Origin of the sequence: Tropicibacter alexandrii, assembly GCF_003667315.2 — a bacterium.
In the GTDB taxonomy this organism is placed as follows: domain Bacteria; phylum Pseudomonadota; class Alphaproteobacteria; order Rhodobacterales; family Rhodobacteraceae; genus Tropicibacter; species Tropicibacter alexandrii.
Map to the genome: position 1 here is coordinate 88,811 of NZ_RCTZ02000002.1, position 19,255 is coordinate 108,065.

The 19,255-nt window shown below is 65.0% G+C and carries 21 protein-coding genes; 7 read left to right on the top strand and 14 right to left on the bottom strand.

Features of this window, described 5'->3' with window-relative positions; genetic code table 11:
- Positions 1 to 34: 34 nt before the first annotated feature.
- The gene (locus tag D8Z78_RS03015; RefSeq protein WP_121629290.1) at positions 35 to 439 is read right to left on the bottom strand and encodes a DUF4399 domain-containing protein; all 405 of its coding nucleotides are present in this window, start codon (positions 437 to 439) and stop codon (positions 35 to 37) included.
- Between the two features lie 236 nt (positions 440 to 675).
- On the opposite strand from D8Z78_RS03015, the gene D8Z78_RS03020 reads away from it, so the two are divergent.
- Positions 676 to 1,581: a LysR family transcriptional regulator gene (locus D8Z78_RS03020; RefSeq protein WP_121629192.1), complete on the top strand. Its 906-nt coding sequence runs from the start codon at positions 676 to 678 to the stop codon at positions 1,579 to 1,581.
- A gap of 144 nt (positions 1,582 to 1,725) precedes the next feature.
- Here D8Z78_RS03020 and D8Z78_RS03025 read toward each other — a convergent pair whose 3' ends face one another.
- Genes D8Z78_RS03025 through D8Z78_RS03040 form a run of 4 tightly spaced genes read right to left on the bottom strand, consistent with a single transcriptional unit; the run spans position 1,726 to position 4,669 of the window.
- Positions 1,726 to 2,628: an OmpA family protein gene (locus tag D8Z78_RS03025; protein WP_164932866.1), complete on the bottom strand. Its 903-nt coding sequence runs from the start codon at positions 2,626 to 2,628 to the stop codon at positions 1,726 to 1,728.
- Entirely contained in the window at positions 2,628 to 3,197 is a 570-nt protein-coding gene (locus D8Z78_RS03030; protein WP_121629191.1) for a peroxidase-related enzyme, read from the bottom strand. The genes D8Z78_RS03025 and D8Z78_RS03030 overlap by 1 nt, the downstream gene beginning before the upstream one ends.
- Positions 3,194 to 3,940 carry a GNAT family N-acetyltransferase gene (locus D8Z78_RS03035; RefSeq protein ID WP_121629190.1) on the bottom strand — a complete coding sequence of 249 codons (747 nt, stop codon included), beginning with the start codon at positions 3,938 to 3,940 and terminating at the stop codon, positions 3,194 to 3,196. The genes D8Z78_RS03030 and D8Z78_RS03035 overlap by 4 nt, the downstream gene beginning before the upstream one ends.
- Before the next feature lie 3 nt (positions 3,941 to 3,943).
- Positions 3,944 to 4,669, bottom strand: coding sequence for a competence/damage-inducible protein A (locus D8Z78_RS03040; RefSeq protein ID WP_121629189.1), 726 nt, complete (start codon positions 4,667 to 4,669; stop codon positions 3,944 to 3,946).
- A gap of 48 nt (positions 4,670 to 4,717) precedes the next feature.
- On the opposite strand from D8Z78_RS03040, the gene sfsA reads away from it, so the two are divergent.
- Positions 4,718 to 5,422 carry a DNA/RNA nuclease SfsA gene (gene sfsA, locus D8Z78_RS03045; protein WP_121629188.1) on the top strand — a complete coding sequence of 235 codons (705 nt, stop codon included), beginning with the start codon at positions 4,718 to 4,720 and terminating at the stop codon, positions 5,420 to 5,422.
- Between the two features lie 82 nt (positions 5,423 to 5,504).
- Here sfsA and D8Z78_RS03050 read toward each other — a convergent pair whose 3' ends face one another.
- From D8Z78_RS03050 to mutY, 3 genes are all read right to left on the bottom strand, one after another.
- Entirely contained in the window at positions 5,505 to 6,425 is a 921-nt protein-coding gene (locus D8Z78_RS03050) for a manganese-dependent inorganic pyrophosphatase (RefSeq protein WP_121629187.1), read from the bottom strand.
- Between the two features lie 188 nt (positions 6,426 to 6,613).
- Positions 6,614 to 7,744, bottom strand: a complete 1,131-nt coding sequence (locus D8Z78_RS03055; protein WP_121629186.1) for an alkane 1-monooxygenase — start codon at positions 7,742 to 7,744, stop codon at positions 6,614 to 6,616.
- A 164-nt stretch (positions 7,745 to 7,908) separates the two neighbouring features.
- Positions 7,909 to 8,961, bottom strand: coding sequence for an A/G-specific adenine glycosylase (mutY, locus tag D8Z78_RS03060; protein WP_121629185.1), 1,053 nt, complete (start codon positions 8,959 to 8,961; stop codon positions 7,909 to 7,911).
- Between the two features lie 84 nt (positions 8,962 to 9,045).
- Here mutY and D8Z78_RS03065 point away from each other — a divergent pair, with 84 nt between their 5' ends.
- Genes D8Z78_RS03065 through D8Z78_RS03075 form a run of 3 tightly spaced genes read left to right on the top strand, consistent with a single transcriptional unit; the run spans position 9,046 to position 11,402 of the window.
- Positions 9,046 to 9,558 (top strand): DUF721 domain-containing protein, encoded by a 513-nt coding sequence (locus tag D8Z78_RS03065; protein ID WP_121629184.1) that lies wholly within the window; start codon positions 9,046 to 9,048, stop codon positions 9,556 to 9,558.
- A gap of 36 nt (positions 9,559 to 9,594) precedes the next feature.
- A complete protein-coding gene (locus tag D8Z78_RS03070) occupies positions 9,595 to 10,290 on the top strand; it encodes a DsbA family protein (protein WP_420824299.1) in 696 nt (231 codons plus the stop codon).
- The gene (locus tag D8Z78_RS03075; RefSeq protein ID WP_121629183.1) at positions 10,287 to 11,402 is read left to right on the top strand and encodes a CaiB/BaiF CoA transferase family protein; all 1,116 of its coding nucleotides are present in this window, start codon (positions 10,287 to 10,289) and stop codon (positions 11,400 to 11,402) included. The genes D8Z78_RS03070 and D8Z78_RS03075 overlap by 4 nt, the downstream gene beginning before the upstream one ends.
- A gap of 24 nt (positions 11,403 to 11,426) precedes the next feature.
- Here the strand turns inward: D8Z78_RS03075 and D8Z78_RS03080 are convergent, their stop codons facing one another.
- The 5 genes from D8Z78_RS03080 to D8Z78_RS03100 all read right to left on the bottom strand — a co-directional run bounded on the left by D8Z78_RS03080 (position 11,427) and on the right by D8Z78_RS03100 (position 15,917).
- On the bottom strand, positions 11,427 to 11,879 hold the full coding sequence (locus D8Z78_RS03080) for a hypothetical protein (protein WP_121629182.1): 453 nt from the start codon (positions 11,877 to 11,879) through the stop codon (positions 11,427 to 11,429).
- A complete protein-coding gene (locus tag D8Z78_RS03085; protein ID WP_121629181.1) occupies positions 11,876 to 13,006 on the bottom strand; it encodes a saccharopine dehydrogenase family protein in 1,131 nt (376 codons plus the stop codon). Before D8Z78_RS03085 ends, D8Z78_RS03080 begins: the two co-directional genes overlap by 4 nt.
- A gap of 4 nt (positions 13,007 to 13,010) precedes the next feature.
- Positions 13,011 to 14,057: a saccharopine dehydrogenase gene (locus D8Z78_RS03090; protein WP_121629180.1), complete on the bottom strand. Its 1,047-nt coding sequence runs from the start codon at positions 14,055 to 14,057 to the stop codon at positions 13,011 to 13,013.
- Positions 14,058 to 14,267: 210 nt separating this feature from the next.
- On the bottom strand, positions 14,268 to 14,918 hold the full coding sequence (locus D8Z78_RS03095; protein WP_121629179.1) for a histidine phosphatase family protein: 651 nt from the start codon (positions 14,916 to 14,918) through the stop codon (positions 14,268 to 14,270).
- Between the two features lie 60 nt (positions 14,919 to 14,978).
- Positions 14,979 to 15,917 (bottom strand): mechanosensitive ion channel family protein, encoded by a 939-nt coding sequence (locus D8Z78_RS03100; RefSeq protein WP_121629178.1) that lies wholly within the window; start codon positions 15,915 to 15,917, stop codon positions 14,979 to 14,981.
- A 125-nt stretch (positions 15,918 to 16,042) separates the two neighbouring features.
- On the opposite strand from D8Z78_RS03100, the gene map reads away from it, so the two are divergent.
- Entirely contained in the window at positions 16,043 to 16,855 is an 813-nt protein-coding gene (map, locus tag D8Z78_RS03105; RefSeq protein WP_121629177.1) for a type I methionyl aminopeptidase, read from the top strand.
- Positions 16,856 to 16,935: 80 nt separating this feature from the next.
- On the opposite strand, the gene D8Z78_RS03110 is transcribed toward map, so the two are convergent.
- The gene (locus tag D8Z78_RS03110; RefSeq protein ID WP_121629176.1) at positions 16,936 to 17,904 is read right to left on the bottom strand and encodes an MBL fold metallo-hydrolase; all 969 of its coding nucleotides are present in this window, start codon (positions 17,902 to 17,904) and stop codon (positions 16,936 to 16,938) included.
- Positions 17,905 to 18,204: 300 nt separating this feature from the next.
- On the opposite strand from D8Z78_RS03110, the gene D8Z78_RS03115 reads away from it, so the two are divergent.
- A complete protein-coding gene (locus D8Z78_RS03115; RefSeq protein ID WP_121629175.1) occupies positions 18,205 to 19,242 on the top strand; it encodes a TRAP transporter substrate-binding protein in 1,038 nt (345 codons plus the stop codon).
- Positions 19,243 to 19,255 lie beyond the last annotated feature (13 nt).

Here is a 19,255-nt window from a genome sequence, read left to right on the forward strand (position 1 = left end):
GTAGGATGGGTTCAGACCCATCCTACTTTTTTTGTCAGTCGACCGTGATCGTGATCCGCTCGGACACGATCGGGGTGCTGTGCGGCACGTGCCCCGCATCACCCATGACCAATTGCAGCGTGTGGTCCCCCGGGGCCAGATCGAGCGAGACCTCGGTCTGTCCGCCGCCGAAATGCCTGTGATTGTCGTCGGCGGGCAGGCCCATGGCCATCTCGCCCTCTTCGCCTTCGCCAAACGCAGGGCGGTCGATCAGCAGGTGGTGATGACCGGTGTTCTCCTTGTCCGTTCCGGCCGGGGCGACGCCCATGCCTTTCAGGCCAAAGACAACCGTGACCGGTGCGCTGACCGTGTCACCATCCGACAGATTGACGAAGTAGACCTGCGCGCCGTCAGGTGCGGGCGTCTCTCCGCCCTCTTGCGCGACAAGCGACAGCGGCATCAGCAACAGACCCGTGGCCACGACCGTTTTCCAAAGCATGACAATCCTCCCATGTGTTCGCGCAGGAACGATAACACGATTCCGCGTCCCTCGGTGTGAGCCGCATCACGGCGCGCCGTTTCCAGCCTACAAACGGCTGACCCAGATTCCCCTGAATTGTCGCTGCGCTGCCCCAGTTGCGCCCCTTTTGCCGGGCAAACCTGTACGGGACAGTGAACGAGTGATGGGAGACGCGCATGGATCGTCTGACCGAAATGGAGGCCTTCGCGACCGTGGTGGACCAAGGTGGTTTCACGGATGCGGCCAAGAAGATGGGGATTTCCAAATCCGCCGTCTCCAAGCACGTCTCCAGCCTTGAGGCCCGCCTTGGCGCGCGGCTTCTGAACCGGACGACCCGGCGGGTATCCCCCACCGAGATCGGCCTAGCCTATTACGACCGCGCCCGGCGCGTGCTGAACGATGCGGGCGAGGCGGATGCGCTGGTGACCTCGATGCAATCGGCGCCTTCGGGGTTGCTGCGGATTTCCGTGGCCACCGATTTTGGCGTCAATCACCTGTCGCCGGTTCTGGGGGAGTTCCTTGCGGAATTCCCGGACATCACCGTCAACATGGTGCTGAACAACCGCTACGTCGAACTGATTTCCGAAGGCTTCGACATGGCCGTGCGCATCGGCGAGTTGGAGGACAGCACCCTGCGCGCCCGCAAGCTGACCGAGACGACGAAGCGCATGATCGCCGCGCCGTCGTATTTCGAGAAATTCGGGCGGCCGCAGCGGATCGATGATCTGAACGAACACAAGCTCTTGCACTACTCCAACCAAGCGTCTGGCAACGTGTGGAAGCTGACCGCGCCCTCGGGGGAAAAGCGTCAGGTGCGGACTGCGGGCTGGCTGACGGTCAATGACGGCCAGTCGCTGCTGAACGCCTGTATCGCGGGCCTCGGGATCGCCTACCTGCCGTCCTACCTGTATCACGATGCGATGGAGCAGGGGCTGGTCGAGGACGCGATCCCCGATCTGCCGATGGAGACGCAGGGCGTCTATGCCGTCTATCCGCCGGGCAGGTTCACCCAGCCGAAGGTGCGTGCCTTCATCGACTTCCTTGCGCATGCCTTTGCCGAAAAGGGTCCGCAGAAGTGGTGAGATGCGTGTGGGCCGTCCGGCCCGCGCCAACATTGTTCTTCCCCAGCCTGAGATGAACACGGGCCACCTGAATGCCCCGGACCGCGTGTCCGGGGCTTTTTCTTGGGCGGCCCGGCATTGCAGACCCTATCTGCTCGGGCAAGATCATTCGGTCGACAGCAACACCGCCTCGACGCGGCGATTGGCCTCGCGCCCCTCGGGGGTCAGGTTCGAGGCGACCGGCGCCATGTATCCCGCGCCCTCGGCCGAGAGTTGCTCGGCAGGCACGCCTTGGGCGCGCAGATAGGCCACCGCCGCCTGCGCGCGGGCCAGCGAGACCTTGCGGTTGGCGTCGAGCGAGCCGGTCGCATCCGTATGTCCGACCAGCAGCACGCGCCGCGCCGGATTGGACTTGAGATAGGTGGCAATCGCGTCCAGCGAGGGGATCGCGCCGTCCCCAAGCCGGGTGGAGCCCGAGGCGAATTCCACATCGCGCAGCACCGCGTGCCCCGCCAGTTCCAGCCCCTTGGCCACGTCGCCCAGATCGCCCGGCGCGGCCAGCGGCAGGGCAGGGGCGGCGGGCTTGGTCGCGCTGGGGGGCGCGCTTCCGGCGCGGATGATCTGGACATAGCCACGGCTGCGGTCGCGGCTGGCGAGGATCGACACCGCGCCCTCGGGCGCGCGGGCCGAGACGAAGTGATAGTCGGTCAGCGACACGAACATTTCGGGCGCGGGCAAGACCAGCGTGGCAAAGCGGAAGTCGAAGCCGCCGCAGGCGCGCGCCGCGCAGTCCAACAGGATTTCGAACCCCGAATCCTCCAACGTGTCGCGCAGCGGCTGCACCAGTTGGAACGGCGTCTGCGACGAGCCGGGCAGGCGCCATGCCTCGACCTCGATCCGGCCTTCGACGCGGGTGGTGGGCAGGCCGTCCACCGTCCACGGGCCGGTGGGCAGATCATAGGCGCCGGGATCGCGCACCGTCTGAAAGCTGCGCTCGGCACCGGCAGGCAGCGACAGGTCCTGCGCCTGTGCCGCCCCCGCCAGCAGGCAGAGCCATAGGCGCCACATCACCGCGCCTGCGCGTGATACTCGTCATTGGGGCGCATATCGGTGGCCGAGGCCACGCGGTTCGTCATGTTGAAGAACCCGGCCACGTTGGCAATGTCCCAGATGTCACGATCGGAAAAGCCCGCATCGCGCAGCGCCTCGCGGTCGTATTCGGCGATCTTGAACGACTCGACCGTCATTTTCTCGGCAAAGGTCAGCATCGCGCGCTGGCGGTGGTTCAGGTCGGCCACGCGCCAGTTCATCACCAGCATCTCGCCCAGTTTCGGATCGCCCGACAGCTGCCGCACGGCGGCGCCATGGGCGGTCAGGCAGTAAAAGCACTTGTTGATCGAGGAAACGACCACCGCGATCATCTCGCGTTCGAGCTTGGTCAGACCGCTATTGGCCAGCATCAGGTCGTTATACATCGCCGTGAAGCTGTTGAGCTTGTCGATGTCGAAGGCATAGGCACGCAGGACGTTCGGTACCATGCCCAACTTGTCCTGGCAGATGTCGAAGTAGTTCTGCGTCTGCTCGGGCAGCGGGTCGACCATCGGCAGATTGAGCGCGGTGGGAGAAGTCTCGGTCACGTGTCGTCACTTTCTGCATCGTTCAGGATGCGGTAATGGTACTGCCCCACGACCTGCATCCGCAAGGTGGTGTAAAGCGCGGCGGCGGCGGTGTTCTGCTCAGTGGCGGCGAGGCTCATCCAGCGCGCGCCCTTGCGCCGTGCCCATAGCGCGGCACAGCGGGTCATCCAAGCGCCAAGGCCCTTGCCCCGGTGCTGGTCGAGGATCGTCAGCGCGTGCAGCATGGCGATGCCGTCATGGCTGGCGACGAAGCCGGCCCCTGCGGATTTGTCGCTGACCCGGCCAAACAGCGCGGTCTTGGGCAGCGGGCAGCGGTCCATCACGGCAAAGCGTTCCGGACCGATGCCGCCATCGGCCCAGATTTCATGCATGATCGCCAGCGGTTCCCAGATCGCAAAGGCGGTGACGGGCGGCAGCTTGCGGTCGGTCAACAGGTCGATGTCGCAGACCCACAGGTTGGTCACGTCGCGCTTGGCATAGCCACGCGCCGCCAATTCGCGGTCCAGTTCCATCTCGCCGGGGCGGATCATGAACAAGGGCGCCTGCCCCATCAGGCGCATGGATTTCTCGGCGGCGGCGATGTCCTCGGGGCGCCACGGTCCGCGCAGGGTCGCCGCCGACACGCGGCTGCCGCCCCCGCGCCCCTCGCGCAGCGTCCAAGGCCCCGCCTCGACCCGTGCCGCGGCGGGCCATGTCGCGTCGAGCGTGGTCAGCAGGCGGTTCGCGTCGGGGGCCATGGCCATGCGTCACGCCTCCGGGAACAGGGCGGCGAGCCGCCCGATCGCGGCATCGACTCGCGCGCCATCCGCACCCCGGATGACGATATTGGCGCCGAACACGCCGTTCTGGCTGTAGGGATAAGAGCCAAAGGACAGGTCGCTGAACTCAGCCGCCAGTTCGCCCAGCGGCCCGGCAATGTCGCCTTCGCCGCGCTGGATCCGCAGGGTCTGGGACAGCAGCGGCTGGCCGCCGGTCAGGGTCGGCAGGATGCTCGCGACCATCGCCTGAAAGATCGCCGGGACTCCGGCCATCACGTGCACGTTCTCCATGGTAAAGCCGGGCGCGATCGAAACCGGGTTCTCGATCAAGGTGGCCCCGTCGGGGATGCGGGCCATGCGCTTGCGGGCATCGTTGAACTCGATCCCGCGCGCGTCGTAATGCGCCTGCAAGAGGGCTGCGGCATCGGCGCGCACGTCGATCTGCGCGCCAAAGGCCTCGGCCACGCAATCAGCGGTGATGTCGTCATGGGTCGGCCCGATACCACCGGAGGTGACGACGGTGTCATAGGCCCCGCGCAGCGCGTTCAACGCCCCGACGATGGCGGCGCGGTCATCGCTGACCACCCGGACCTCTTTCAGGTCGATGCCGTGCTTGGTGAATTCCTGCGCAAGGTAATGCATGTTCGCGTCGCGCGTCCGCCCTGACAGGATCTCGTCCCCGATGACAAGCATGGCGGCGGTGGGGTTGGGCATGGCGGGCTCCTTGGCGACGGGGTTCGTGATCGGTATAGGACGCGGATGATGCGCTTTCAATCTGACCTGATCCCCGCGACGCTCTTGCGGCGCTACAAACGCTTCCTCGCCGATTGCCGGCTGGAGGATGGGCGCGAGGTGACCGCCCATGTGGCCAATCCCGGCTCGATGCTGGGATTGAAGGACGAAGGGCTGCGCATCTGGCTGGAACCCAATGACGATCCGAAGAAGAAACTGAAATACGCTTGGCGGCTGGTCGAGCATCCCGGCGGGCAGTTCACCGGTGTCGATACCGGGGTGCCCAACCGGATGCTGCGCGCCGCGCTGATGGCGGGCCAGGTGCCGGGCCTCGACGGCTACGACCTTGTCCGCCCCGAGGTGAAATACGGCGAAAACTCCCGCATCGACTTTCTGCTGACAGGCCGGGACCGCACCGATTGCTATGTCGAGGTCAAATCCGTCACCCTGTCCCGCCAGCCCGGCCTTGCCGAGTTCCCCGACAGCGTCACCGCGCGCGGGGCAAAACACCTCGCGGAACTGGCCAATATGGCCGCGCAGGGGCATTGCGCCGTGATGCTCTACCTCGTGCAGCGCACCGATTGCGACCGCGTCACGCTGGCGCGTGACCTCGACCCGGCCTACGCGCAGGCCTTCGCCCAAGCCGCCACGGCGGGTGTCCAAGCCTTGGCCTTTGGCTGCGCCATCACCCCGCAATCCGTGACTCTCGGCCCCAAACTGCCCTTCACCCCATAGAAAAAGGGCCGCCGCAACTGCGCCGACCCTTGTTTCTTCTTGGCTCAAATACCCCGGGGGTTCGGGGGCTGGCCCCCGATCCTCAGACCTTGAGATTCGGGATGATCTGCTTTTTCCGGGACATGATCCCCGGCAGCACCACGGTATCGCCGGTCACGGTTGCGCCAAAGCTCTTCTCGGCCACGGTCTTCACCAGGTCGTTGGGGACGAGCAGGGTGGCTTCCTCGTTGAGGATATCGACGACAAACAGCAGGACCTGATCGGCGCCATCTTCCTTGGCCACGTCGACCATCGACGCCATCAGGCTGTCCTTGCGGTCCAGCACCAGCTTGGGCGCGGTGGTTTCCAGCACGGAAACGCGGAAGTCCTTGCCGTCGACGGTGTATTCCTTGGAATCCATCCGCAGCAGTTCGGCATCGGAGAAGGCCGAGACGTCGGACTTGGCTTCGAACATCTGGCTGGCATAGGCGGACAGGTCGACGCCCAGATCATCGGCCAGCGCATGGGCGATGGCCATGTCTTCCTGCGTCGTGGTGGGCGAACGGAATTCCAGCGTGTCCGACAGGATGCAGGACAGCATCGCACCCTTGATCGCCTTGGGGGCCTGCGCCAGATCGTCGCCGATCATCTTGTGCATAATGGTGGCGGTGCAGGCCAGCGGCTCGATCCGGATGTCGATCGGGCCCTTGGTTTCCAGCCCACCCACCAGCTTGTGGTGGTCGATGATGGCGCGGATGTCGGCGCTGTTGATGTCGGCGGGCAGTTCGGCGGGGTTGTTGGTGTCGACGATGACGACGGGGGTGCCGGCGTCCACGCCCGAGATGATCTCGGGCTTGTCGAGACCCCAATGGGTCAGGACAAAGGCGGCTTCGGTATTGGGTTCGCCCAGCAGGACGGGCTTGGCGGTTTCGCCTTTGATTTCGTTCAGGTACCAAGCCCAGATGATGGGCGAGCCGGTGGAATCGGTGTCTGGCGACTTGTGGCCGAAAACGAGGGTGGTCATGCGGGAATCCTCTGTCTGAAAGGCTGTTCGCGCGCGCTATAGCCGCGCGCGCGCCGCTTGTCACCCCGGGTGCGACCTTGAGGCCGGGCAAGGCCCTTCGAAGGGCCTTGGATCAAGCGCATTGCAATGCGCTTGTGACGCATCTTCGAAGATGCGTGTCCCAAGGCGCTTCGAAGCGCCTTGCGCGCCTAATTCGGGGCGGGGTGCCGCGCCTTGTTGTAGGGGTGCCAATCGGTGATCTCCGGGTAATAGCGTTGCCGCCACGCCCGGACGCGTGGGTTCATGATGCGCCTCCACAGCGGCGGGATCATCGCCGCCAGCGCCATCAAAGGGTAGCCGTAGGGCAGTTGCGGGGCCTCATCCTCGGCATAGGTCTGGAGCAGCGGAAAGCGACGGTCCGGTTTGTAATGGTGGTCCGAATGCCGCTGCAGGTTGATCATCAGCCAGTTGGTCGCGGTGTGGCTGGCATTCCAGCTGTGACGCGGCAACACGCGTTCGTATTTGCCATCGCCCAGATATTTCCGCGTCAGGCCGTAATGTTCGACATAGTTGACCACCTCCAGTTGCCAGATGGCAACGCCGGCCTGCAACATGAACAGCCCCAGCCCCGCCCAACCGGACAGTGCCAGCGCCAGCGCCAGCATGGCGCCTTGCAGAGCGAGATAGGTCCAGAACGGATTGCGGCGGTCCCACCACGGGCGGCCCTTCCGGGCCAGCATCTCGCGCTCGGCCCGGAAGGACGACAGCAGGCTTTGCCGCAGCACACGAGGATAAAACCGGTGGAACCCCTCGTTGTAGCGCGCCGTGACGGGGTCGCGGGGCGTGCCCACATGGCGGTGATGCACCAGAAGATGCTCGGACCGGAAATGTGAATAAAGCACCATGGCGAGCAGCAGGTCGCCGAGCCTGCGCTCGGCCCGGTTGCGCTGGTGCAGCAGTTCGTGGGCATAGACGATGCCCACGGTGCCGGTCATCACCCCGGTCCCGAACACCACGCCAAAGGTTTCCCAGCCATTCAGCCCGGCGCGCGGCACATACCAGACCAGACCGAACAGGGTGGCCGCTTGCAGCGGCACCCAGAGTTGCGTCAGCAGCTTGTACCAGAACAGCTGGTCCTCGGAGGTGTCCGGATCGGCGTTTTCGCCATTCAACCCGATGGCAAAGTCGATGGCGGTGAACAGGTACCACGTACACAGCGGCGTCAGCAGCACCCACCAGTCGCCCCAAAGCGCCCCGATCCAGACCAGCGGGACGAGGATGAACGACAAGAAGAACGGGGCGGCTGCGGACAGCCGGGCGATGTGCTGGGCGGGGATCATGTTTCTGCTCCGGTGATACCCTTTTGGCCAGCATAGCGCAGGCAAGCGGCGGTTTCGCGCCTTGCGCGAGGTCAAATCGCGGCAATTTGAGGGGGATTTGTCGGAAATCGCCAGTGCTGTGGGCTTTGCGGTGTCGGATTTGGGTATTTTGACCAAGAAGAAACCTATTTCGCGCCTTTGGTCAGGTCGAAAGCCTTGCGCATCACCGTTGGAAGGTCGGCGGGCGAGAAGTCCTCGAGCGGGATGAAATCGCCGCGATCGGGGCTGCGTTCCATCGGGACGAGGGCGGTTTTGACCGTCAGGTGCAGGTGGAAATGGGTGAAGGTGTGGCGGGCCTCACCCGGCAGGGTCTTCCATTCGGCGCGGATCGGCGGGGCTTCGGCGGGTATGTCCTCGGACCAGTCGGTGCCGGGCCAGCCGAGCATGCCGCCGAGCAGCCCCTTGTCGGGGCGGCGTTCCAAAAGCCACGCACCGTCGACGCGGCGGGCGAGATAGGCGGTGCCTTGGCGCGTCGGTTTGCGTTTCTTGGGGGCCTTGCGCGGCAGGTCGGCGGCGGTGCCATTGACCCATGCCGCACAGGCGGGGCGCCACGGGCAGAGGCCGCAGGCCGGGCGTTTCGGCGTGCAGATCGTCGCGCCGAGGTCCATGACCGCCTGCGCGTAATCGCCGGGGCGCTGTTGCGGGGTCAGGGCGGCGGCGTATTGCGTGAAAAGCGGCTTGGCACCGGGCAGAGGGGTCGGGTCGTCATGCAGGCGGGCCATGACCCGCTCGACATTGCCATCCAGCACGGTCTGCGGGTCGTCGAAGGCGATGGCGGCGATGGCGGCAGCGGTATAGGGTCCGATGCCTGGCAGGGTCAGCAGCGTGGCGTGATCGTTGGGGAATTGCCCGCCATGATGCTCCACCACCGCGCGGGCGCATTTCAGCAGGTTGCGGGCGCGGGCATAGTAGCCGAGCCCCGCCCATGCGGCCATCACGTCCTCGTCCCGCGCGGCGGCCAGCGCCTGAACCGTCGGCCAGAGCGTGGTGAATTTGTGGAAGTAGTCCTTGACCGCGGCCACCGTCGTCTGTTGCAGCATGATCTCTGACAGCCAGACCCGGTAGGGGTCGGGCAGCACCCCCGCCTTGCGCGCGGCGGGGGGCACACGCCATGGCAAACTGCGTGCATGACGGTCGTACCAGTCGAGCAGGTCGGCGGCTTGGGCGGTTTCACGCAAGGGTGAGGCTCCGTTATGGATAAGGGGGCTGGCATGCCCCTGTCGCATGCCCCTAGAATAGGCTCCGAGAGAGGGATTCAACCCATGTCGCGACGCAATACAAGCACCTATGGTTTCAAGCCGACCTCGACCTTCCTGACGGGGCAGGTGCGGGCGGCGTCCGAGCAGCGCGGATTCGCGCAGTCTCGTATCCTCACCCATTGGGAGGAGATCGCCGGTGCGGAGATCGCCGCCATGGCGCGCCCCGTCGAGGTCAATTATGGGCGCGGCAGTTTCGGGGCGACTCTGGTCTTGCTGACCACGGGCGCGCAGGCGCCGCTGGTGCACATGCGATCCGAGGAAATCCGGGCAAAGATCAACGCGGTCTACGGCTACAACGCCATCACCCGCATCCGGGTGACGCAGACCGCCGCCACGGGCTTTGCCGAGGGCAAGGTCTCGTTTCAGCATCGGCCAAAGCCGAAAGCGCCCGCCGTGCCGCCCGAAGAGGTGCAGGCCCGGGCGCGGGATGTTACGGGCGAGGTGGGTGATCCGGGGCTGCGGGCGGCGCTTGAACGGCTCGCGGCAAATGTCATATCGAAAGGGGGGCGGGGATAACCCCGCCCGACGCAAGGACAGGAGAGGTTCTCAGGCATGAAGATGGTACAAACCGCAGGCGCGCTGGCGCTGGTCGCGCTCGCCGGTGGGGCGTGGTTCTACACGCAGGAACAGGCCGTGCAAGGTCCGCAATTCACGCTGCCCGGCGCGGCGATCGCGCAGGAAGGCGATGCCGCCGCCGAGGAGGCCGAGGCCTATGTCGTTCAGGAGATGACCCTCGGTGCCGAGGATGCGCCGGTCGAGGTGATCGAATACGCGTCCTACACCTGCCCGCATTGCGCCAGTTTCCACCAGAACGTCTTCAAGGACATCAAGGCGAATTACATCGACACCGGCAAGGTGAAGTTCACCTATCGCGAGGTCTATTTCGACAAGTTCGGCATGTGGGCCAGCATGATCGCGCGCTGCGGCGGCGACACGCAGCGCTTCTTTGGCATCACCGAGATGATGTATCAGGGTCAGTCCACATGGGCGCGGGCCGGGTCCGAGGCGGCCATTGCCGACGAGCTGCGCAAGATCGGGCGCTTGGCCGGGATCGAGAAGGATGAGCTGGACGCCTGCCTGTCCGATGGTGACAAGCTGCGCGCGCTGGTCGGCTGGTATCAGGAAAACGCCACCGCCGACGGAATCGATTCGACCCCGTCCTTCATCATCAACGGAGAGAAGGCGTCGAATATGAACTACGCCGATTTCTCGGCGCGGCTGGACGAAGAACTGGCCAAGGCGGAATGACCTCTGCCCCACGCGGCCCGCTGGAGGGCGTGAAGGTCATCGAACTGGCCCGCATTCTTGCGGGCCCGTTTGCCGGTCAGACATTGGCCGATCTGGGGGCAGAAGTCCTCAAGATCGAGGCCGAGGCGGGCGATGACACCCGCCAATGGGGGCCACCTTTCATCGAGCATGACGGTCAGCGGACGGCGGCCTATTTCCATTCCTGCAACCGGGGCAAGGCGTCGGAGGTGGTCAACATCGCAACCGAGGCCGGGCAGGCGCGGCTGCGCGAGTTGGTGGCGGATGCGGATGTGCTGATCGAGAATTTCAAGGTCGGCGGGCTGGCGAAATACGGGCTGGATTATGCCTCGCTCAGCGCGGTGAACCCGCGGCTGATCTATTGCTCGATCACCGGTTTCGGGCAGGACGGGCCTTATGCGCATCGCGCCGGGTACGACTATATCATCCAAGGCATGTCCGGTTTCATGTCGATCACGGGCGACCCGGATGGCCAGCCGCAGCGCGCGGGCGTGGCGATCACCGACCTGTTCACGGGTCTCTATTCGGTCAACGGCATCCTCTCGGCGCTGTACCAGCGCGAGCGGACGGGCAAAGGCCAGCATGTCGACATGGCGCTGCTGGATTGCGCGGTGGCGGCGATGGCCAATCAGGCGCTGAATTACCTGAGCACCGGCACGCCGCCGGGACGGACGGGGAATTATCACCCGAACCTGACGCCCTATCAGGTCTTCGACTGTGCGGACGGCCATATCATCATTGCCACGGGCAATGACGCGCAATACCGGCGGCTATGTGGGCTTTTGGGGCTGGAGGAGATGGCCGAAGCGCCGGAATTCCTGCGGAATGCAGACCGCGTGGCCAATCGCGAAGAGATGATCCGCCGCCTGACTGAGGCGACCTTGCAGCGGACCAAGGCCGAGTTGCTGGCCGCCTGCGAGGCGCAGGGCGTGCCCGCCGGGCCGATCAACGACATGGCCGAGGTGTTTGCCGACCCGCAGGTCGTGGCGCGGGGGATGCAGATCGCTCCGGGCGGCGTTCCGGGGGTGCGGACACCGATCCGCTTTTCGGATGCGGAACTGGTTCTGGATCGGCCCGCCCCGAAACTTGGGTAGGATGGGTGATCACCCATCCTACTTTCAATCGACGTAGCGCAAACAGACGGTGATCGCCCCGTCATTGTCGTCCAACAGATCATCCCCTTCGTTGATCCGGAACTCCATCCGGTCGAGGTTCATGTTGAACGCGCCGGATTGCTCGGTGAACGCCAAGAGCCGCGCCCACGGCATCATCCGCGTCTCGCCCGCGATCTCGAACCGCACCAGCAGCGCGCCATGGCCGGCATTGGGGTCGATCCGCGCGACCCCTTCGTCGAACAGCATCTTGCCGGCATCGCCGCCATGGCCCCGTGTCCCCACCGGCCCAAGCTCTCCGGCGCGGGTCGTCCAGAAGCCCTGCGCATACAGCACTTGCACGAGGCCCTCGGGGAACGCCCCGGCCTGCCACCCGGCCTTGGAAGATATCTCGTGGCAGATATCGGCGGCGGCGACCGGCGCGGCCGCCAGAACCAACGCCAGTGCCAGCCGCGTCATGCCAACTGGTCCACGACCATCAGGTGCTGCGCAAGCTTCTGGACCTCATCCAGCCAGCGGCCCACCAGTTTGGGGTCGCTGGGCGCGGCATGCACACCCGGCGCCATCTCGCGCGCCATGACCGCCTCGACCGCGAGCGAGACCGGTACCGAGACCAGCCGCGCCATTGCCGTGCCGCGCGCATCGCCCCATGCGTCCATGACATAGCTCTTGTGCCAGACGGTCTCGCCCTCCCGCTCGGCCTTCAGGTCGACGCACAGCACGACGCGGTCCGGCTCATCCGGTTTATAGCTGTTCTCGGCCAGAAGCCGATCCGCGATCTCCTGCAGGCGCGCATCCGTTGCGTTGGGGGCCTCGGCAAAGATGTCCTTCCACGCCTCGGCCCAGCCGTTCAGGCGCAGGGTGCCGCGCACGAAATTCTTGACCTTCCAGTCCTCACCAAAGCCGTATTCCGCCATGAAGGGCAGAGAGTCGCGGTTCGGATAGACCTCGAACGCCTCGGGGCTGGGCAGCGGCGCGTCGTAGCGGGTCAGCGCGTCCCACGGGCGGTTGACCTCCAGCACCGAGAAGTGCCGGATCGACCGCGAGGGCGAGCGCAGCGCCTTGAGCACGCCGACGGGCGCCCAAGAAAACTTGTAGCGGAAGGCGTTGGCGATCTTCGGCACGCCGCCGCAATAGGACAGGAAGCTGAGCTCGTTCTCCTTGGAGAACGCAGATGATGAGGTGTAGTCGGCGACAAGGGCATGCGCCATCAGGTGGTCGATGCCCGGGTCCAGACCGACCTCGTTGACCAGCCGTGCGCCCGCTTCGCGCGCCTTGGCATCCAGCGCGCGCATCTCGGGGGCGATGTAGCTGGACGAGACGAAATGCGCGCCCGCGTCGATGGCCATGTCGGCCAGCGTCACGTGCCAGTCGCCGGGCAGCATCGAGACGACGATATCGTCCTTGGCCAGCGCGGCGCGCAGGGCGTCCGGGTCGAAGGCCCGGATGTCGTCGGTCAGGTCACCCACGGCGGCGCGGGCCTTGTCGGTGGTCCGGTTCCAGACGGTGACCGGGTGGCCTGCCTCGATCAGGCGGCGCAGGCCCGGGATCGAGGACAGGCCGGTGCCACACCAGTGTACAGTCATGTCGTCAGCCTTTCTTGTGTTGGTCGTAGATCGCCGCCGCGCGGCCCCAGACCCCGGCTTCGGGGTCGGTCAGCGTCTCCAAAGACGGCAGCAGTTGCGCCGCGAAATCCTGCGAGCTTTCCAGCGGCAGGAGCGAGGGCAGGTTGTCGATGGCCATCACGTCGAGCGGCGGATCGGTGAACACCCGCGTGACGGGCGTGTGCCAGTCGGTTTCCCGGTCATAGACCTTGATGGGCGAGAAATCCGATTGCGGGTCACAGGCGATGTCCCCGATGACGCGCAGTTTGCGCGGCATCGCGGCGGCAGAGGCCGGGACGAAGACCGGGCAGCCGGGCGCGGCAAGGATGCAGTTGAAGAACAGTGCGTGGTCAAGGACTTCGGGGAAGGGACCGCCATGGGCGGTCTCGGCCATGTCCCATCGGGTCACGGGGATGTCGAGTTGCTCACACAGGTCCGACGCGCCAGTGCCGACGCGCCCCAGCGCGCCGATCACCAGCGCGTCTGCGGGGCGCTGGCCGTCCAGCGCGGCGCGCAGATCGGCCAGCATGGCATCGGAGTTGGGCCAGGTGGTCACAGTCGGGCAGATCTCGCCACGCTGTTGCGCTGCCCAGGCCAGCACGCTGACCGCCGCCCCCGCATAGCCCGCCCAGTAACCAAAGGCGGCGACGCGCCGCCCGGTCTCGTCCAGCAGGTATTCGAGGTCGTACAGCCGCCCGCCTCCGGCGGCGAAGCGGTCTAGCAGACGCTGGCCCGCGGTCTGCCCCTTGTAGGCATGGCCGAACATGATGTGGCGGTGGGGCAAGGGCGTGCCGTCATCGGGCAATTCCTTGAGGCCGAAGATGATCGCGTCGCGCGGCGCGTCGGGCCAGCTGCCCTCTTGGGCAAGCGTCGCACCGGCATCGACGAAGGCCTCCGAGCCGATCACTCGGGTCGGACTGTCCTCGACGGTGACATGAATGCCGCGCGCGATCAGGGTGCGCACACCGTCCGGGGTGATGCCTGTGCGCTCCTCGTTGGGGCGGCTTTCGGCGCGGATCCAGAGATGGGTCATGGGGGGCCTCCGTTTGCCGGGACTGTCGCCAAGACGTAAGCCGAGGGCAAGGGGGCGTGGCGTCGAAATCGCGCGGTTCAAAAATCTTCGAAGATTTTTGGCAAATTCCTTTCAAGGAATTTGATCGCGCAAGCTGCCAGCCAGAGCGCCCTTTTTTATGTCCCGACTTCGTCGCGCGCGCCCTCAAAATTCTTCGAAGAATTTTGCCCCTCAAAGATGGCTGCGGGCGTGCTGCCGTTCCGGCGTATCCAGATGCGGGATGGCGTTGAACTGGGTCAGCGCCAGCCCGGTCTGCAGCGGTTGCACCCGATGCAGCGAACTGTTCTCGATCGACAACATCGCATGGGCCAAGGCGCCGATATCGAGTCGCATGATCACGCGCATCGCCATGCCGATCAGCCCGCCCGACGTGACCACCAGCGCGCGCCCGTCTCCGGCCGCGATTTCGCGCAGCACATCCGTCACGCGCGCCTCGAATTCCGAGAACCGCTCCGGCGCGCCCTCGATCCGGTCCGCCTGCCAATGTTGCAATAGCACCGGAATATGGGGAATGAACGTCTCGCGATCCGTGGGCATGGCGATGCCGTGCTGCTCTTCGAGCAGGCTTGCCAGCGTGAAATAGGTCATCTCGTTCAGGCGCGGATCCTGTTCGGGCGCGTCGAATCCGATCCCCGCCGCAGTTTCCACATGCCGCCGCAACGTGCCGCTATAGACCCGCGCAAACCGGTCGCCCGCCTGCGCGAAATACGCGCCCAGCCAGCGCGCCTGCTGCCAGCCAAGGTCGCTCAGCTTGTCATAGCCCTCTTCGTCGCGGGCGCCGGAATTGGCCTGACCGTGGCGAACCAGCGTGATGAAGGACATGGGCAAGCTCCTGTTCTGCTCGCCCGTGCCTTACCCCGCCGGCTGCCGGTTGAAAAGCCGTCAGGCCGCGTTGTCCTGACCCTCGTCCTGCCCGTCGAGACCCTTGCGCGGGCGGGGCCGCGACCGCTCCTGAGCCGCGTCATCCGACGCGTCGTCCCAAACCAGCGTCCGCGTAGGAAAAGGGATGTCGACCCCAGCCGCGTCCAACGCCTCCTTGACCGCGCGCTTCATGTCCGCCTGATACTGGAAGTAATCGGCGCTATCGACCCAGACCCGTACGAGGAAATCGACCGAACTGTCGCCCAGCCCATTCACTTGGATGAATGGGGCGGGATCGTCATGCGAGCGTGGATCGCCCATGATCGTCTCGCGGATCACCTGCTCGGCCTGTTTCAGATTCGCCCCATAGCCCACGCCAAAGGTCCATTCCGCCCGCCGTGTCGGGTAGATCGAATAGTTCTCGATCGTGTTTCCCCAGACCTCGGAATTGGGGATGATGATCTGCACATTGGACAAGCTCGCCAGCTCGGTGGTGTTCAAGGTGATGTCCTTGACCGTACCCATCTCGCCCCCAACCTCGACGAAATCGCCGATCTTGATCGGGCGAAAGGCGATGATCATGACCCCCGCCGCAACATTCGACAGGGTGCCCTGCAAGGCCAGCCCCACCGCCAGACCCGCCGCGCCGATCGCTGCGACGATCGAGGTCGTCTGCACGCCGAAAGTGTTCAGAACGAACAGAATGGCAAAGGCCAGCACCACGTAGCGCGCCCCATTGCCAAGAAAATGGAACAGCGTCCGGTCAAAGCGCGCATGCCGCTCGCCGATGCCCTGAATCCGCCGACGCACCCAGTTGGCGACGATCCAGCCCACCAGCAGGATCACGATGGCCGCAAGAACGTTGCCCAGCATCTGGGCAAGGAATTCAAGCGTCAGCACGTCCGAGATCGATGTTCCGTTATGGATTTCCGTATTCAACAGCTGCTGCAGCCGATCCATATGTCCCTTCTCCGTCTTGCCAGTTGGCCTAACGATTTCGCGACCCAACGGTTCCCGCCGCCTGCCTCTGGCAAATCGCGCCGGGCGCGGTTAAATAGCGCAAAGACAACCGAAAGGACGAGACCTTGAACGCAGATGGCGGCCGAGTGACCCGCGACGGGATCCGGATCTACGACGACAGCGACTTTGCCGGGATGCACAAGGCGGGCCGCGTGGCGGCGCAGATCCTCGACGAGGTGGCGGAGCATGTCTTTCCCGGCCAGACCACCGGCGCGATCGACGATTTCATCCGCAACCGCGTGGTCGAACTGGGCTCGACCTCGGCGACGATCGGCTACAAGGGCTACCAGCACGCCTCCTGCATCAGCGTCAACCACGTGGTCTGCCACGGCATCCCCGGTGACAAGAAGCTGAAGGAAGGCGATATCCTCAACATCGACGTCACGGTGATCGTCGATGGCTGGTTCGGCGACACCTCGCGCATGTACGTGGCGGGCAAGCTGCCCCGCAAGGCCGAGCGCCTGATCCAAGTAACGCACGATGCGCTGATGCTGGGGATCGAGGCGGTCAAGCCGGGCAACACCTTCGGCGATATCGGCTTTGCCATCCAAAGCTATGTCGAGGCGCAGCGCATGTCTGTCGTCCGCGACTTCTGCGGCCACGGTCTGGGCCGCGTCTTCCACGCCCCGCCGAACGTGCTGCATTACGGGCGCGCGGGATCGGGCCCGGTCCTCGAAGAGGGCATGTTCTTCACCATCGAACCGATGGTCAATATCGGCCGCCCGGAAACCAAGGTTCTGGCCGATGACTGGACAGCCGTCACCCGCGACAAGTCGCTATCCGCGCAGTTCGAACATTCGGTCGGCGTGACGGCGGACGGGGTCGACATCTTCACCCTTTCGCCCGCAGGCAAGTTCCACCCCACTTACCAAGGCTGACGCGCCCCCGTCTTCTTTGGTCCTCAAATACCTCGGGGGTCCGGGGGCAGAGCCCCCGGTTCCGTCCGATCAGCTTGCGCTCACCACTGCCACAGCGCCGGAACGAACTGATATGCTTCGCCCTCGCGCCGCACATGGCCGACGCCGGGGAAGGGGAAGTGATAGCCCAGCACCGCCATCCGGTCGGTCGCCGCCATGTCCAGCAGGCGCAGACGGGTGGCCACGGTTTCCATCCCGTCCATGTCGAAGCCGTTATACCAGTCTGGGCGGGCGAAGTTCATGTAGGCATGGTTCATCGCATCCCCCAGCGCGATCAGCTGCTGGCCGTTCGATTCCACGATCACCGACATGTGGCCCGGCGTATGACCGGGCGTGTCGATGACGCGCACGCCGGGGGCGATTTCCTGCTCGTTTGACAGCATCTCCCATTCGGCGCCCTCGGCGGTCAGCGAATTGACCGCCCCCACGACGAACTGTTGCAACTCGGTGGGCACCGATGTGGCCAACCCGTCCTGCATCCAGAAATCGTACTCGGCCCCGCCGATGAAGAATTGCGCATCGGGCAGGATCGCCTCGTCGAAATCGTCGCGGATGCCCCAGACGTGGTCGGGATGGGCATGGGTGATGATGACATGGGTGATCGAGGCCGGATCGATTCCGGCGCTTTCGAGATTTCCCATCAGGTCACCGGCGGTGGGCAGAAAGCGATTGCCCGAGCCGACATCGACCAGTACCACGGCCCCGCCGATCTCGATGACGAGGTGGTTGGTGTGGGAATAGTTGGTCTCGGGCGAGAGGAAATAACTGGTCAGAAAGGCCTGTACCTCGGCGGGATCGATATTGACGCCCAGCCCGCTGGCCGGCGTTTCGAGATGCCCGTCGCTGACGACGGTGATCTTGGCCTCTCCGAGCGTAAAGGAGAAATGCGCAGGGTTCGAGACGCCGGGCGCGCCAAGCGTCTGTGCGCGCAGGCTGACCGGCAGGGTCAGGGCGGGGGCTGCGGCGGCCATGGTCAGGATCTCGCGGCGGGTGGGTTTCAGGATCGTCATGGGGCCTCCCTTTATTCATGCATTCGCATGAGATGATATCATCGGCGCGGCGCTTTGCCACGATTTCTTGACGGGGGCCGGCCACTGCGCCGACCTGCGCCCTGTCACCCGCGCGTAGGGTGTCGCGGATCGGGAAAAGCGTTTCGATATTCCCCGTTTGACGCGAAAAGGAAACTTTATCAATTGGTTAAAAGCGGAATTGCACTGCGGTGCAGCCGGGTTTGCCTTGTGAAGCCCGGCGGGGTGCATTATCTGAACCGCGTCGCTGCACCGCAGCACCATCGAAAAGGAGATCGCCCCATGTCGATCAAACCGATTCTTTCCCTTGCCATCGCCGCTGGTCTGCTGGGCTCGACCGCCTTCGCACAAGAGGTCACCCTGCGCTTCCAGCATTTCGTGTCGCCCAATTCCGCGAACCCGAAATATTTCATCGAACCGTGGGCCGAGAAGGTCGAGGCGGACTCGAACGGGCGCATCAAGGTCGAGATCTATCCCTTCATGCAGATGGGCGGTTCCGCGCCGGACCAATTCGACATGATCCAGGATGGGGTGATCGATGGCGGCTGGGTGATCCCCGGCTACCAAGCCGGGCGATTCCCGGAAACCGAGGCGCTGGAACTGCCCTTCATGGTGACCAAATCCGCCGAGGAGGCGAGCCGCGTGGCTTGGGACTACACGCAGGAATACCTTGCCGACGACTTTGAGAACGTCCACCTGATCGCGGCGCATATGCATGGGCGCGGGCTGGTCCACAAAAAGGGAGCGCCGGTTTCGGACCTGTCCGATTTCGAAGGGCTCAAGCTGCGCGGCCCGTCGCGTCCCGCGACCTTGTTGCTGGAGAAGCTGGGCGCGCAGCCGATCGGCATGCCCGTCCCGCAATTCACCGAGGCGCTGTCCAAGGGCGTGGTCGATGGTGGCGTGATCACGTGGGAGATGTCGCCCTCGCTCAAGCTCGACGAGTTGACCGACAGCCATACGGATGTGGCGGGGGATTACTCGCTGTATAATCTGTTCTTCATCTGGGCGATGAACAAGGACGTCTATGACAGCCTCCCCGACGACCTGCGCGCGGTGATCGACGCCAATTCCGGGGCCGAGACCTCGGCTTGGGCGGGGCGCGCGCATGATCTGGGCGATGCGGATGGCAAAGCGGCGATGATCGCGGGCGGCAACGTGGTGGCCGAGATGTCGCCCGAGGTGACCGAGGTGATCCGCGCGCGCGGCGAGGAGGTGGTTCAGGACTGGATCGCCGACATGGAGGCCAAGGGCCTGCCGGGCGCGCAGATGGTCGAGGATGCGCGGGCGCTGGTGGCCAAGCATACGGGCGCGGCGCAGTGAAACATCCAGTAGG